This window comes from Tabrizicola sp. (assembly GCF_041911175.1).
Lineage (GTDB): Bacteria > Pseudomonadota > Alphaproteobacteria > Rhodobacterales > Rhodobacteraceae > Tabrizicola.
Genome location: NZ_JAYRPN010000051.1, coordinates 44,785 through 59,005 on the forward strand (window position 1 = coordinate 44,785; position 14,221 = coordinate 59,005).

Below are 14,221 nucleotides of genomic sequence, written 5' to 3' on the forward strand. Positions count from 1 at the left end.
CTGAAAACCGCCCGCACCGGGCGCGACGGTCAGCTTGCAGCCTCCGCCTTCCGCGCGTTCACCGCCCCGCGCCGCGCCCGGCGGATGAAGACCGTCTCCTCTTCCGGCAGATCCTTGCCCAGCCGCAGCATCGCATCCGCCGCCCGGATCACCAGTCCATGCCGCCCCCGGTTCGCCGCCGCCGCCAGCAGCGCGCGCTGCCATTTCGTCACGCTCCGCCGCGCACGATAGGCCTGCCAGAACTCCGGCCCCGCGCCATCACCATCGATCAGCGCCTCGATCAGCAGCGGGAAGGTCCCGGTCTTCAACACCACCCGGATCGCTTCATGCGTCGCGAAGGGCACCGGCAGAAGCTGGACATTCGCCCCCGCCAGCCGCGCGGCATGGGCGCGGTCCTCGGGCACCATCGGGTCATAGACCACCACCGCGCGCCGGATATAGGGCACCGCCGCCGCGGCATCGAGGAAGGGCATCCCCTCCCAGTTCGACCGCTTCACCGCAAAGGGAAACCGCGCCTCATAGGGGGCGATGACCTTGTTCATCGTCGACTGCGGCGAAAAGGCCAGCACCCGCGCCTCGGGGATCAGCGGCGCGAAGTTCAGCGCGGCGAAGCCCCCCATCGAGGCACCCGTCAGCACCACCCGGCGAAAGCGGCGGAAGAAGCCCCGCTCCTCCAGCCCGCGAAGAAGGGCCGGGGCGGTGGGTTGGCGGAACCAGTCCTTCGCATGGCTCTGCACCCCCAGCACCGCATGCCCCAAGGGCTCCAGCCGCTTCCAGGCCCAGGGCCCACGCGGCCAGCCCTCGTCGATGGTGGCAAGGTTGTCGAACGAGACGACAAGCGCATCTCCCTGCCCCTCGAACCACAGGTTTGCGTGCTCGCCCCGGATCAGGAACCGCTCCGCCGTTGCGGCCCTGTCCAGCCCAATTTCGGGCGGGATGTCCAGCGGCGGCGGGTCGGACGTATCCACTCAGTAGGTCCAGCGGACATAGCGGTGCAGCGCGGACAGCGCCGCCCGGTCCTCGGCCTCGGATGATCCCGGCAGGCAGCGGTCGGGCCAGAACAGCACCTCGTGCAGCAGCGACTGGCCCAGAAGCTTGGCAAGCCCGCTCCGGTTCGACCGGCACCCAATGAAGAAATCCGCCTGGTGTGCCAGTCCGGGAACCTTGCCGACAGCTTCGGCCACCGCATCGCCGAGGCCCAGCCTCAGCCTTCGCCTGTCGAAGCCCAGCACCGCCAGTTTCGCGCCCCTGCCCTTCGGCACCGGCAACCTGACCTCGACCGTGCCGAGCTTGTCCATCGCCAGGAGCTGGCCCTCGCCTTCCTTCAGGAAGATCATGTTATGCGCCTGCCCCGCGAAGACCGAGGCCAGCGTCTTCGCCTCGCCCTCCGAGCGGTAGATCACCGCCACAGTGAAGGCCTCGACCTCGGGCGCGAAGCCCGGCAGGGTGAAGCCGCAGTTCACCCCCTCCCGGCAGACCAGCGCCCCCGGAGGCCCCGGCTCGAACCGGCTGTTGCCGGTGTTCGGCCCCGCCGCCATCGCCTCGACCGCCAGGTTTGCAGCCCGCCAGCCGGTGATCGCCCCATCGGCGCGAACCATGTCGGCCTCGCGCGCAACGAACCGTGCCCCGCCAGTGGCAAGCACGGCCTCGCCCAGCAGCCGGTCGTCCCCCCCGACCAGCGCGCCGGGGGGCAGTGTCGCCGCAATCTCAAGCATTCCGCCTCCTTGTCCCGGTCATCTTGCCGGGGGGGCCCGCCCGCCGCAAGCCCGCCGCTTCAGTCACGGCGCGCCACCCCGCGGACGATCGGCATCACCCGAGCCAGCACCGCCGCGCCGAAGGCCGCGTTGTGGTGCTCGTAATCCTGCTTCCGCTCATGCCCGTCCACCGCATAGGCCACGCCGGTGAAGATGCCCTGGACCACCGTCTCTTCGGGCTGGCGCAGCAGCGTGATGCCATCCTCGGCCGCGACCTCTTCCAGCACGCGCCAGAACCCCGGCACCCGGTCGGGGACCAGCGCCGCCACCTCGGGCGGAACGGCGGTCGCCAGATGCACGGCCCCTTCGGTATAATAGGCGGTCGGTGCCAGCAGGATGCGGGCAGTCCCGCTTTCGGCCAGCCCCCGCGCCAGTTGATAGCCGATGTGTCGGCGCAGGTCGTCGGTCAGGATGCGCCGCACCAACCCCTCGCTCACCAGCGGACCCGAGCCCAGCAGCGTCAGCACCCGCTGGAACAGCCGCCAGATATAGACCCGCGCGCCCATCACCAGGATCGCATCGAAATCGGCGGCCGGCAGGAAGGTGCGCCCTTTCGCATTGAACTTGGCAAAGCGCATCGCGGTGAAATCGTCCTTCGGGTAGATCGCCCCGTCCTGGGCCCGCAGATAGAGGAACCGCCCGCCGACATGGCCCCAGTATTCCAGCTCGACACCCGAGACATCGACCAGCCCCTGCACCTCGGCCTGTTTCAGGCAGGCGTAATGGCTGTCGCCGAAGATGCAGAAGCGCGGCAGGTCAGCCATTGCGCCGATCCGGCGCAAAGGCGGCCAGGATCTCCTCTTCGCAGCGCAGCTCCTCGGCCTCGGTCAACTCGGGCTCGGGCGCTTCTTCCGGGAGGGGCGGCGGGGTCACCGGCAGGGGCGGTGGCACAGCCGCCCCACCGAAAGCCGCCGCCTGGTCGCGGAAGAACTGCGCCATGACGTGATCCACCCCTTCGGGCAGGACCGACCGCAGGTTCGGCGCGAAGAAGCGGCCGCGATAGGCCGGATGGGTGATGATCTCGTAGGACGGGAAGTAATCCACCCTCGGCTGCGCCTGCACCATCTCCGAGGCCACCGCCCGCAGCAGCGACTTGGAATGGCTCGTCGCCGTCAACACATGCTGACCGGAGGCGGTCGCCGTCAGCGGCACCGGCGAGACGGTCAGCAGCACCCCCAGCCGCCGGTTGGCCCGCACCATCAGCCGCAGCGCCGCCGTCATGTCCGCCATCAGCGCCCCGAAGCCGTGGTTCACGAAGCCATGCGCGCCTTCGTCGAACACCCCCGCCACCGTGCCCGGACAGACCGCATATTCCACCCCCGTCGCCTTGTCCTGCCAAGCCTCGGTCAGCCCCAGCGTGAAGACGAAGACCTGCGCGCCCCGCACCGCCGCCGCGATCGCCGCCAGCGTTTCCTTGCGCGAGGCGTAAAGCTCCTCGCGGCTCACGAAGCCCCCCGGCTCCACCCCCGGCCGGAACGGGTCGTAGAACCGCCCGTCCTTCTCCCAGACTTCCTCGGGAACCGGAGCGTCGGTCAGCGCCCAGGCAAGCCACTGCCGCAGCATCCTCGGCGTGTAGATGTTGCCGGTGCGAAAGCTGAAGGTGCCGTAGTGATAGTCCTTTCGCTGCTCCGCCGTCAGCCCCGCCGGACCCGGCTCGAAGTCCAGCCAGCGATAGCGCCGCGCCACCAGCGCCTTGGCGAAATGCTGCGCAAAGCACGACCCCGCCGTGACGATCCCGGTGCGGCGCCCGATCCGGTGCCGGGGCTTCCACAAACCGGAAATCTCCAGCGCATCGCGGTCCGCGACGGCGGTGCGCCAGAAGCGGTCCTCGGGCAGGCTGTCATAGGGATGCGACATGCGCGGGCGGTCCTTGGTCTTGCCCCCGGATAGGACGAAGAGGTTGCGGGAAGGTCAACCGCTTTCCTTTGTCGCCCTCCACAGGGGCCAAGGGCCGTGGTAGCCTCGCCCCATCATGCCCAGCCTCTGCCGAGATTGCCTGACCCTGACCGATGCCACGCCCACGCGCTGCCCCGCCTGCCGGTCGCCGCGCCTGGTCGCACATATGGAACTGACCCAGCTTTGCATCGCCCACATGGACTGCGACGCCTTCTATGCCTCGGTCGAGAAACGCGACAACCCCAGCTTGCGCGACCAGGCGGTGATTGTCGGCGGCGGGCAACGCGGCGTCGTCTCCACCTGCTGCTACATCGCCCGCATCAAGGGCGTCCGCTCCGCCATGCCGATGTTCCAGGCCCTGAAGCTCTGCCCCGAAGCCGTGGTCGTCAAACCCCGCTTCTCTGCCTATATCGAAGCCTCCCGCGCCATCCGCGCGATGATGGAGGACCTGACCCCCGCCATCGAACCGCTCTCGCTGGACGAGGCCTTCCTCGACCTCACCGGCACCACCCGCCTGCACGGCGCCCCGCCCGCCGTCCTCCTCGCCCGCCTGACCAAACGGATGGAAGACGAGCTTGGCCTCACCGGCTCCATCGGCCTTTCCCACAACAAGTTCCTGGCCAAGATCGCCTCCGACCTCGACAAACCGCGCGGCTTTTCGGTGATCGGCCAGGCCGAGACCGAGGCCTTCCTGAAACCCAGACCCGTCCGCATCATCTGGGGCGTGGGCCAGGCCACCCAGACCGCGCTCGAGGCTGCGGGCATCCGCACCATCGCCGACCTCCTGCGCTGGGACCGCGCCGATCTGGGCGCGCGGTTCGGCAGCATGGGCGACCGGCTCTGGCACCTCGCGCGGGGGATGGACATCCGCCGGGTGAACCGTGACGAGAAGCTGAAGTCGATCTCGAAGGAGACGACCTTCTTCGAGGATACCTCCGACCCAGACCTCCTCGACGGCCATATCTGGCGGCTCTCCGAACAGGTCGCCGACCGCGCCAAGGCCAAGCGATTGTCCGGCCGCACCGTGACGCTGAAACTGAAGAAGGGCGACTTCCAGCTCGTCACCCGCCGCCATGCGCTGAGCGATCCGACCCAGCTCACCGACCGCATCTACCGCGCCGCGAAGGACCTCTTCGACCATGCCGGGACGCAAGGCCCTTTCCGCCTGATCGGCGTCGGCATCTCCGACCTCGCCCCCGAGGATCGGGCCGATCTGTCCCAAGACCTCCTCGACCCGCAAGCCACCCGCCGCGCCGCCGCCGAACGCGCCACCGACGCAATCCGCGCGAAGTTCGGGGCGGAAGCAATCATCAAGGGACGGAGCTTGCGCTGACCCGCTCCTCGCTCGCGTCCCGCTTCGCTCCTCGCTGATCGTCGGGCGCTACACGACGACACTGTAGGGTGCGCTACAGCGCACCATCCCCCCCTCAGCCACCCCACTCCCCGCCCGTCGAAAACCGCGTCGCCTCTCGCCGACCGGGGAGGGGACGGGGTGGCGGCATCCCGCGCCAAACGCTTACCAAATCGTAAACGCCCACGCCCAACCCCTTGATTCCAAAGGATCGAAAAATCTGTCCACCGTGGACAGCCCCTTCACCCGTCGATGAACGCCCGGATCGCCGCCGTATACTCCGCCGGAGCCTGCAGCATCGCGAAATGGCTGGCATCCGGCAGGATCACCAGCTTCGCCCCCGGAATCAGCGCGGCGATCTTCTCGGAATGGGCGGGCAGGATCGCCTCGTCATGGTCCCCCACCACCACCGCCGTGGGCACCGTGATCGCCTTCACCTGATCATCCGTCCAGTTCGGCTGCGACGCCCACATCTCCGAAATCTGCGCGATGAAGGCGTCGAACTGGTCCGGGGTGGGCGAGAGCCGCTTGTAGTCTTCCCCCATCCAGGCCGCATAGATCCCCATGAACACCGGATCATCCCCCACCGTCGGGTCCACCCCGTCCGTCGTGATATTGGCCGCATGGGCAAACAGGTGGTCCAGCCGCTCAGGGTGGCTCATCGCGATGTCGAGCCCGATGATCCCGCCATCCGACCAGCCCACCAGGTCCACCTTGTCGACCTTGAGATAGTCCAGCAGCGCCAGATAGTCCGAGGCCATCAGGTCATAGCCGAACGGCTCCTCCGTCCGGGTCGACCTTCCATGCCCCCGGCTGTCGGCGACGATCACCAGATGGTCCTGCATCAGGTCGATCACCTGGTTCGCCCAGATGTCCGCGTTCCCCAGCCCGCCGTGGATCAAGAGGACCGGGTCCCCCGCGCCATAGGTGGCGTAATACATCTCGATCCCGTTGACCGGAGCCATCCCCGAAGAGGCCGCCTCGGGCATCGCCGGGGGTTTCGGGATCGTCATCCAGCGGTCCTCGGCCTGGGCGACGGTCGCGCAGGCGGCGAAAGCGGCAGCAAGCATCAGGCGCATGGTCCGGCACTCCCTCATGAAAGCCACCAGACTGACGCGACCCCGCCGCCAGTCAACAGATTCGGCTATTCCGCCGCCAGCGTCAGCCCCGGAGCGCCGTCGCGGATGATCTCGGCCACCACGCCCGCCATCACCGACCGGAAGGCCCCGAAGCCCGCCAGCGGCTCGATCCTTGCCTCGTCCATGTAGAGCGCCCGGTCGATCTCCACCTGCACCACATGCACCCCGCGCGAGGGGCGACCATAGGCCTGCGCCACATAGGCCCCCGCGAAGGGGGCGTTGCGCACCACCCGCAGCCCGGCCGCCGCAAAGGCCGCCTCCACCCGTTCCATCACCTCGCAGCCCGCCGTCGCGCCGTGGCGGTCGCCCAGCACCACCTCCGGCCGCGGGTGCCCCGGTCGGGTATGCGCCTCGATCGCCTCGTGCGGCATGGAATGGCAGTCGATCAGCACAGCCCGCCCGCAGGCTGCCTGCGTCTCCTCGATCAGCCCTTTCAGCGCCTGGTGATAGGGATGCCAGAAGCGCCGGATCCGGGCCTCCGCCTCGGCCAGCGGCAGCTTCCCGCGATAGATCGCGCGCCCGCCCGCCACCACCCGGGGAATCACCCCCAGCCCCGAGGAGATTCGCGGATTGTGCGGCACCCGCGCGATGCCCTCGATCACCGCCGGGTCCAATTCGTCGGCGCCCCGGTTCAGGTCCAGATAGGCCCGGGGCGCCCGTGCCGAGAGAAGCGGTGCCCCGAGGCCGGGCGCCATGTCGAACAGCTCGTCGACGAAGGCATCCTCCGACGACCGGATCGCGCGACGGTCCAGCACCGCCCGGGCCAGGAAATCCGCCGGATAGTCGCGCCCGGAATGCGGCGAGGCGAAGATGACCGGCGACAACCGCCCGGTCGGGCGGGTCAGGACATAGGCCTCGGTCTCGGTGCGTGACAAGGGCAGGCTCCGTCTTCCTTCCCCCCGGTATAGCCGCAGAAATCGGAAAGCCAAAACCCCTTGCAGCCCCCCGCACTTGCCAGTATAGCACCGCCCTGTCGACGCGGTTCGCCCCGCGTCCTTTTCGTTTCACCGAAGGGGACAGGCGACCCGCAAGGCTCAAGTGGGCGGTTAGCTCAGCGGTAGAGCACTACGTTGACATCGTAGTGGCCACTGGTTCGATCCCAGTACCGCCCACCATTCGCCGCCCCCTTCGGGGGGCATGGGTTTCAATCTGGCGCGTGATGCGCCGCGTAGAAGGAGGGTCGACCATGAAAGTCGCCAACTCGCTCCGCTCGCTGAAGACGCGTCACCGCGATTGCCAGGTCGTGCGCCGCAAAGGCCGCGTCTATGTGATCAACAAGACGCAGAAGCGCTACAAGGCCCGCCAGGGCTGATCGCGCGCCGCGAGACGGAATTCAGGGCCGCAGGGGGAAACCCCGGCGGCCTTTTCCTTTGGGTCCTGCCGGGGTGCCCTGTGTTTCCTCTTGGCGGAAATACTCCCAGGGGGTCCGGGGGCAGGATGCCTCCGGGGCCGGGCAAGGGGCATGTTGCCTGATGCCTAGGCTCCGATGATCCGGCAATGACACTCCGTCCCTTCCGTCCCGCCGACATCCCCGCCGACTGCGGCCCGCTGACCCGCTGACCCGCCGGGCGTCAAATCCTTTCGAAAGGATTTGCAAAACCCTTCGAAGGGTTTTGTCCTCCCCAAAGACGCGCCACGAGAGAATCAGATGCATCCGAACCCCGCCTTCCGCCAGGACCCCCGCGAGAAGAACCTCGCCTTCGCCCGCGCCCGAGGCTTCGGCATCCTGTCCATCAACGGCCCCGAGGGCCCCATCGCCGCCCATATCCCCTTCCTGTTGAACGACGACGCGAGCTTCGCCGAGATGCATCTCGCCCGCTCCAACCCCATCGCCCGTGCTGCACTTCCCGCCCCCGCGCTGATCGCCGTCTCGGGGCCGGATACCTATATCTCCCCCGACTGGTACGGTCCGCATTCCGAGGTTCCCGACCAGGTCCCGACCTGGAACTATGTCGCCGTCCACCTGCGTGGCGTGCTGGAACCCCTGCCCGACGACGCGCTCCGCCCGCACGTCGATGCACTCTCTGCCGAACACGAGGGGCGGATCGCGGGCAAGCGCCCCTGGACCAGCGCCAAGATGACCGAAGGGGCGCTGCCCCGGATGCTGCGGATGATCCTGCCCTTCCGTTTCCGCGTGACCTCGGTCGAGGGCACCTGGAAGCTGAACCAGAACAAGACCCCTGAGATCCGCGCGCGCGCCGCACAGGCGCTGTCGCGGGGCGATCCGGCGGCACAGGCCATTGCAACCCTGATGAAGGGGCTGCCGACGGGTTGAACCCGCGCAACGCGGATGAAATCACCGGCCTAATGTGGCAGGATCGCCTTTGGGACCCAGCCATCGGAGCGCCCCATGAAGATCGTGGAAAAGACCGCCGACCGGCTGCGGCTCAGCGCCTCGCCCTGGTTGATGACGGCGCTCTTCGCGGCCATCGTGGTGACGATGCTGGCGGCTGGCGTCGGAAAGCAACGGGACGGGGCCAGCGACGAGGCGGGCGTGCTGTTTCTTGTGGCTGTCGCGGTCCTGATCGGCGGGCTCTTCATCTGCGCCTTTGTCCGCCTTACGCTTGACCGCAGCTCGGGCCGTGTCACCTACAGCCGGTTCACCCTGCGCGGCTGGCAGCACCGGGACTGGGCTCTGGCCGATCTCGCCTCGATCCGGGCGGCGACCGATCCGACCGAAAAGATGCGCGAGGGCCAACCCTACCGGCGACTGGAACTTGTCTGGAAGACCGGCGCCGCGCCTTTCCCGCTGCAAAGCGCCTACCAGCGACCGCCGCGCGGGACCTCCGTCAGCAAGTCTCCGCTGGAAACCCTTGCCGCCTCGGTCAATTCCTGGCTGAACCGAAAACGCTGATCCGTTTGCAATCGCCACCCCGGCCCCCTATCCTGTTCGCAGGAAACGGAGGTTCCCATGCCCCTGCCCCTTGCCCCCCTGATCCCCCTCGCCGTCCGCCTGGGACTGGTCGCGACAACGACCTTCGCCCTGACCCGGCTGGTCCAGGCTGCCAGCCACCCCGGACGCACCGACCAGCGGGCCGAGGATGCTTTGGACGAGCTGGGCGAGGGCCTCTCGCTCCACCGCCCCGCCGACCGGGCCGAGCAGGCCAACGCCACGGCGCGGCTTCGCCGGGTGATCCGCTTCCGGGGTCGGGCCTACGAGGTCGACGCCGGGCTGATGGCCCGCTTCCGCCTGCGGGCGACCGGGGAATGAAGCTCTACCACGCCCCCGCCTCGCCCTTCGTCCGCAAGGTGATGGTCCTTTTGCACCAGGCCGGTGTCGCCGACCGCGTCACCCTCATCCCTGCCTCGGGCCACCCGCTCGACCCCGGCACAATGCCCGTGGACCGCAACCCGCTCGGCAAGATCCCGGCGCTGGAGCGCGAGGACGGCCCCACCCTCTACGACAGCCGGGTGATCACCCGCTACCTCGACGAAACCCTGCATGCCCGCCTCTACCCCGCCGCTCCGCGCCTGTGGGACACGCTGGTGATCGAGGCCACTGCCGACGGCATCGCCGAGGCCGCCGTCCTGATGCGCTACGAAATGCACGTCCGCCCCGAACCCGCCCGCTCCCCTGCCTGGGCCGAGGCGCAGTGGCAGAAGATCGCCCGCGCCCTGACGGCGCTGGAGCAGCGCTGGATGAGCCATCTCTCCGGCCCGCTCGACATGGGCCAGGTCGCCGTCGGGGCCGCGCTTGGCTATCTCGACTTCCGCCAGGCCGAGCGGGACTGGCGCGCCGGACATCCGGGATTGGCCGCCTGGTACGCGGCCTTCGCCGCCCGCCCGGCCATGCAGGCCACTGCGCCCAAGGCCTGAGCGCGCGGCAGAACCCGCGACCCCTGCGACACACAGGACAGTCTGCCGCACAGAAATGCGCGGCCCAAAGGCTTTGTCCGCTGGACGAGGGACGCCGCCTTGGCTAAACACCGCCCGTCGGGGCATGGTTTTCCAAGGCCCCTCAAGTCATATGGGTCGGCATCCGGCGGCCCGGAAGGGGAGAAGATCTCGTGTCCCACGCAGACGATCACGCAGGCACCGGCGAAGGCACTCGGCGGGATTTCCTGTACTACGCAACGGCAGGCGCCGGGGTGGTTGCAACCGGGGCCGCCGTCTGGCCTCTGGTCAACCAGATGAACCCCTCGGCCGACACCCGCGCCCTGGCCTCGATCCTGGTCGATGTCTCGGCGGTCGAGGTCGGTACGCAGCTGACCGTCAAGTGGCGCGGCAAGCCGGTGTTCATCCGCCGCCGCACCCCCGAAGAGATCGAAGCCGCCCGTGGCACCGCGCTGACCGATCTGGTCGACACGAATTCCGAGAACGCCAACAAGCCGGACACCGATGCCGCGGACCAGAACCGCACGCTGGACGAAGCCGGCGAATGGCTGGTGATGATGGGCGTCTGCACCCACCTCGGCTGCGTGCCCCTGGGCGACGGCGCGGGTGAGTTCGGCGGCTGGTTCTGCCCCTGCCACGGCTCGCACTACGACACGGCCGGGCGCATCCGCAAAGGACCCGCGCCCCGCAACCTGGCGGTCCCCGTGGCCGCCTTCACCGAAGAAACCACGATCAAGCTTGGGTAAGGATCAGCATCATGGCCGGAATCCCGCACGACCATTACGAGCCCAAGACCGGAGCCGAGCGCTGGCTGCACTCGCGCCTGCCGATCGTCGGGCTGCTCTATGACACCATTATGATCCCCACGCCCAAGAACCTGAACTGGATGTGGATCTGGGGTATCGTCCTGACCTTCTGCCTTGCCTTGCAGATCGTCACCGGCATCGTCCTGGCGATGCATTACACGCCGCATATCGACAAGGCCTTCGCCTCGGTCGAGCACATCATGCGCGACGTGAACGGCGGCTACATGCTGCGCTACCTGCACGCCAACGGCGCCTCGCTGTTCTTCTTCGCGGTCTACCTGCATATCTTCCGCGGCCTCTACTACGGCAGCTACAAGGCCCCGCGCGAGATCACCTGGATCGTCGGCATGATCATCTACCTGGTGATGATGGGCACCGCCTTCATGGGCTACGTCCTGCCCTGGGGCCAGATGTCGTTCTGGGGCGCCACGGTGATCACCGGCCTCTTCGGCGCGATCCCCGGCATCGGCGAGCCGATCCAGACTTGGCTGCTGGGCGGCCCCGCGGTGGACAACGCCACGCTGAACCGCTTCTTCTCGCTGCACTACCTGCTGCCCTTCGTGATCGCGGCGCTGGTCGCCGTCCACATCTGGGCCTTCCACACCACCGGCAACAACAACCCCACGGGCGTTGAAGTCCGCCGGGGTTCGAAGGAAGAGGCCGAGCGCGACACCGTGCCGTTCTGGCCCTACTTCGTGATCAAGGATCTCTTCGCGCTGGCGGTGATCCTGGCGGTGTTCTTCGCGGTCGTCGGTTTCATGCCGAACTTCCTTGGTCACCCCGACAACTACACCGAGGCCAACCCGCTGGCGACGCCCGCGCATATCGTGCCGGAATGGTACTTCCTGCCGTTCTACGCGATCCTGCGCGCCTTCACCGGCGATGTCTGGGTGGTGATCGCGGCCAACTGGCTGTCCTTCGGCATCATCGACGCCAAGTTCTTCGGCGTCATCGCGATGTTCGGCGCGATTGCGGTCATGGCCCTGGTGCCGTGGCTCGATACCTCCTCGGTGCGCTCGGGCCGTTATCGCCCGATGTTCAAGTGGTGGTTCGCGCTGCTGTGCGTCGACTTCGTCGTGCTGATGTGGTGCGGCTCGATGCCTGCAGAAGAGCCCTATGCCACGATCAGCCTGATCGCGGCGGCCTACTGGTTCGCCTATTTCCTGGTCATCCTGCCGATCCTTGGCGTGATCGAGAAGCCGCTGGCCCAGCCCGCGACCATCGAGGAAGACTTCAACGCCCACTACGGCTCCAAAGCCCATCCGGCCGAGTGAGAGGATACCGAACATGTTCCGTAACATCGCACTCATCGCCGCATCGGCTCTGACCCTGGGCAGCGGCGTTGCCCTTGCCGAAGGGACCGGAGGCCACATCGAGGACGTGGCCTTCGCCCACGAAGGCCCGTTCGGCAAGTTCGACCAGTTCCAGCTGCAGCGCGGCCTTCAGGTCTATACCGAGGTCTGCGCCGCCTGCCACGGGCTGAAATATGTGCCGCTCCGTACCCTTTCCGACGAGGGCGGGCCGGGGCTGCCGGAGGACCAGGTCCGGGCCTATGCCAAGCAGTTCACCGTGACCGACAAGGAAACCGGCGAGGACCGCGAGGCGATCCCCGCCGACAACTTCCCCGCCAACACCAACGCGGGCGCTCCCGACCTGTCGCTGATGGCGAAGGCACGGGCCGGCTTCCACGGACCCTACGGCACCGGGGGCAACCAGTTCTTCCGCGGCATGGGCGGTCCCGAGTACATCCACGCGATCCTGACCGGCTACACCGGCGAGGAAAAGGACGAGTTCGGCTCGACCTTCTACGAGAATCACGCCTTCGCGACCGGGTGGCTCCGCATGCCTCCTCCGCTGTCGGATGATCAGGTGACCTATGCCGACGGCACCAAGGCGACAGTGGACCAGATGTCGATGGACGTGGCGTCCTTCCTGATGTGGGCCGCCGAGCCGAAGCTGATGGACCGCAAGAACGCGGGTTTCGTCAGCGTGATCTTCTTGTTGGTCCTGTCGACGCTGCTGTATCTGACCAACAAGCGGATCTGGGCCGGGATCAAGGGCAAGAAGACCGCCTGACCGGATCGACACTGAACTTTCGGAAAACCCCGCCCTCGTGCGGGGTTTTTCATTTGCGCCCCAGATAATCTTGCACGGCAGGCGGCGGGTCGGCCAGAAGCTTCGCCGTCGGGACCGGGGGATGGACGATCCCGTCGGCCACGAAGGCCGTGTCGCCACCAAGCGCCAGGGCATCCTGCGGGTCATGCGTGACCATCAGCACCAGCGCCCCGGTCTCGTCCGCCACCCCGCGCACCAGGTTCAGCATCTCGGATCGCAGGGCCGGGCCAAGGGCGGCGAAGGGTTCGTCCAGCAAGAGGATCGGTCGCGCCCGCAACAAGGCCCGCGCCAGCGCCGCCCGGCTGGCCTGACCGCCGGACAGCTGCGCCGGGCGGCGGGGGCCAAGTCCCTCCAGCCCGACCCGATGCAGGGCTTCCTCGACCCGCGCATGGTCGGCGGCAGTCAGCCGCAGGTCGGGCCGCAGGCCAAGGCCCAGGTTCTGCGCCACGGTCAGATGCGGAAACAGGTTCTGGTCCTGAAACAGGATCGTGACCGGGCGCTCCCCCGCCGGAACCGGAGTCAGGTCCTGTCCCTGCCACAGCACCCGGCCCGCAGTCTGGGGATAGAAGCCCGAGATCACCGACAGAAGCGTGGACTTTCCGGCACCCGAAGGTCCTATCACCGCGATCCGGCTGCCTGCAGCGGCGGACCAGTCGGCGGACAGGCGGAAGCTTCCTTGCGTGATGGTCAGGCGGTCAAGCTGCAGCACGGCGGCCTCCGGCGTCAAAGGCCCAGAACAGGGCGAAGGACAGGGTGACGAGGATCAGGGCGGCTGAGGCTGCGGCCTCCATCCGGTAGGCGCCGGTCAGCTGGCTGACGACCAGCGGCAGGGTGGCCTGATGCTCTCCGGCGAAAAGGGCGATCACCCCAAGGTCGCCCATCGACAGGGCGGCGGCGATCCCCGCGCCGAAGCCCAGGGGGCGCGCCAGACGCGGCAACACCAGCCAGCGCAACCGGGACCAGCCTTCCAACGCCAGGCTGTCGGCGAGGCGGCCATAGTCGGCGTGCAGCGCCCGGGTTTCCGGCAGCAGGATACGGTAGAGGTAGGGCAGGGATAGCGCCACGTTGACCAGACCGGTGACCGGGAGGGCCAGCGTCGTGGGCGGCGCCAAGGGCTGGATCAGCAGGAAAAGCCCGGTCCCCAGCACGAGGCCCGAGGTCGCCAGCGGCAAGGTCGCCGCGGCCTCGACCAACGGGTGCGACCGGCGCGCTGCGGCCAGCGCCAGGGTCAGCGCGGCGCTGGTGGCCAGAGCCGCCGAGGTCAGCGCCACCAGCACCGAGCGTCCCGCCGCAGGCAGGACCGAGGGCGGCAGATCGGCCAGCCCC

Annotated in this window: 16 protein-coding genes, 1 tRNA gene and 1 pseudogene; 10 read left to right on the forward strand and 8 right to left on the reverse strand. The window is 68.2% G+C overall.

Annotation, left to right across the window (positions count from 1 at the left end):
- Positions 1 to 29 precede the first annotated feature (29 nt).
- Genes ACE3P6_RS06815 through ACE3P6_RS06830 form a run of 4 tightly spaced genes read right to left on the reverse strand, consistent with a single transcriptional unit; the run spans position 30 to position 3,611 of the window.
- A complete protein-coding gene (locus tag ACE3P6_RS06815) occupies positions 30 to 968 on the reverse strand; it encodes a hypothetical protein (protein ID WP_374393052.1) in 939 nt (312 codons plus the stop codon).
- Positions 969 to 1,715: a hypothetical protein gene (locus tag ACE3P6_RS06820; RefSeq protein WP_374393053.1), complete on the reverse strand. Its 747-nt coding sequence runs from the start codon at positions 1,713 to 1,715 to the stop codon at positions 969 to 971.
- Positions 1,716 to 1,774: 59 nt separating this feature from the next.
- Positions 1,775 to 2,518, reverse strand: coding sequence for a hypothetical protein (locus tag ACE3P6_RS06825; RefSeq protein ID WP_374393056.1), 744 nt, complete (start codon positions 2,516 to 2,518; stop codon positions 1,775 to 1,777).
- Entirely contained in the window at positions 2,511 to 3,611 is a 1,101-nt protein-coding gene (locus tag ACE3P6_RS06830; RefSeq protein WP_374393059.1) for a GSCFA domain-containing protein, read from the reverse strand. The genes ACE3P6_RS06825 and ACE3P6_RS06830 overlap by 8 nt, the downstream gene beginning before the upstream one ends.
- A 115-nt stretch (positions 3,612 to 3,726) precedes the next feature.
- Here ACE3P6_RS06830 and ACE3P6_RS06835 point away from each other — a divergent pair, with 115 nt between their 5' ends.
- Positions 3,727 to 4,983 (forward strand): DNA polymerase IV, encoded by a 1,257-nt coding sequence (locus tag ACE3P6_RS06835; RefSeq protein ID WP_374393062.1) that lies wholly within the window; start codon positions 3,727 to 3,729, stop codon positions 4,981 to 4,983.
- Between the two features lie 260 nt (positions 4,984 to 5,243).
- Here the strand turns inward: ACE3P6_RS06835 and ACE3P6_RS06840 are convergent, their stop codons facing one another.
- Together ACE3P6_RS06840 and ACE3P6_RS06845 are read right to left on the reverse strand one after the other, a co-directional pair.
- Positions 5,244 to 6,080, reverse strand: coding sequence for an alpha/beta fold hydrolase (locus ACE3P6_RS06840; RefSeq protein ID WP_374393065.1), 837 nt, complete (start codon positions 6,078 to 6,080; stop codon positions 5,244 to 5,246).
- A gap of 65 nt (positions 6,081 to 6,145) precedes the next feature.
- On the reverse strand, positions 6,146 to 7,015 hold the full coding sequence (locus ACE3P6_RS06845) for an N-formylglutamate amidohydrolase (RefSeq protein ID WP_374393068.1): 870 nt from the start codon (positions 7,013 to 7,015) through the stop codon (positions 6,146 to 6,148).
- A 165-nt stretch (positions 7,016 to 7,180) separates the two neighbouring features.
- Between ACE3P6_RS06845 and ACE3P6_RS06850 the strand changes: the two genes are divergently transcribed.
- The 9 genes from ACE3P6_RS06850 to ACE3P6_RS06890 all read left to right on the forward strand — a co-directional run bounded on the left by ACE3P6_RS06850 (position 7,181) and on the right by ACE3P6_RS06890 (position 12,856).
- A tRNA-Val gene (locus ACE3P6_RS06850) sits at positions 7,181 to 7,255 on the forward strand.
- A gap of 71 nt (positions 7,256 to 7,326) precedes the next feature.
- A complete protein-coding gene (gene ykgO, locus ACE3P6_RS06855; RefSeq protein WP_023666132.1) occupies positions 7,327 to 7,452 on the forward strand; it encodes a type B 50S ribosomal protein L36 in 126 nt (41 codons plus the stop codon).
- Between the two features lie 336 nt (positions 7,453 to 7,788).
- Positions 7,789 to 8,415: an FMN-binding negative transcriptional regulator gene (locus tag ACE3P6_RS06860; protein ID WP_374393071.1), complete on the forward strand. Its 627-nt coding sequence runs from the start codon at positions 7,789 to 7,791 to the stop codon at positions 8,413 to 8,415.
- Between the two features lie 75 nt (positions 8,416 to 8,490).
- Complete coding sequence (locus ACE3P6_RS06865; protein WP_374393073.1) at positions 8,491 to 8,994, forward strand: hypothetical protein; 504 nt, start codon at positions 8,491 to 8,493, stop codon at positions 8,992 to 8,994.
- A gap of 57 nt (positions 8,995 to 9,051) precedes the next feature.
- Positions 9,052 to 9,351 (forward strand): hypothetical protein, encoded by a 300-nt coding sequence (locus tag ACE3P6_RS06870; protein WP_374393076.1) that lies wholly within the window; start codon positions 9,052 to 9,054, stop codon positions 9,349 to 9,351.
- Positions 9,348 to 9,956, forward strand: a complete 609-nt coding sequence (locus ACE3P6_RS06875; RefSeq protein WP_374393079.1) for a glutathione S-transferase — start codon at positions 9,348 to 9,350, stop codon at positions 9,954 to 9,956. The genes ACE3P6_RS06870 and ACE3P6_RS06875 overlap by 4 nt, the downstream gene beginning before the upstream one ends.
- Positions 9,957 to 10,147: 191 nt before the next feature.
- The gene (gene petA / locus ACE3P6_RS06880) at positions 10,148 to 10,720 is read left to right on the forward strand and encodes a ubiquinol-cytochrome c reductase iron-sulfur subunit (protein ID WP_374393082.1); all 573 of its coding nucleotides are present in this window, start codon (positions 10,148 to 10,150) and stop codon (positions 10,718 to 10,720) included.
- An 11-nt stretch (positions 10,721 to 10,731) separates the two neighbouring features.
- Positions 10,732 to 12,054 carry a cytochrome b gene (petB, locus tag ACE3P6_RS06885; protein WP_374393084.1) on the forward strand — a complete coding sequence of 441 codons (1,323 nt, stop codon included), beginning with the start codon at positions 10,732 to 10,734 and terminating at the stop codon, positions 12,052 to 12,054.
- Positions 12,055 to 12,067: 13 nt separating this feature from the next.
- Positions 12,068 to 12,856 (forward strand): cytochrome c1, encoded by a 789-nt coding sequence (locus ACE3P6_RS06890; RefSeq protein ID WP_374393087.1) that lies wholly within the window; start codon positions 12,068 to 12,070, stop codon positions 12,854 to 12,856.
- Positions 12,857 to 12,905: 49 nt separating this feature from the next.
- Here ACE3P6_RS06890 and ACE3P6_RS06895 read toward each other — a convergent pair whose 3' ends face one another.
- Both ACE3P6_RS06895 and ACE3P6_RS06900 read right to left on the reverse strand, forming a co-directional pair.
- Positions 12,906 to 13,604: an ATP-binding cassette domain-containing protein gene (locus tag ACE3P6_RS06895; RefSeq protein ID WP_374393090.1), complete on the reverse strand. Its 699-nt coding sequence runs from the start codon at positions 13,602 to 13,604 to the stop codon at positions 12,906 to 12,908.
- A pseudogene (locus ACE3P6_RS06900) lies at positions 13,591 to 14,221 on the reverse strand (thiamine/thiamine pyrophosphate ABC transporter permease ThiP); the annotation flags it as partial. The pseudogene ACE3P6_RS06900 and the gene ACE3P6_RS06895, both read right to left, overlap by 14 nt.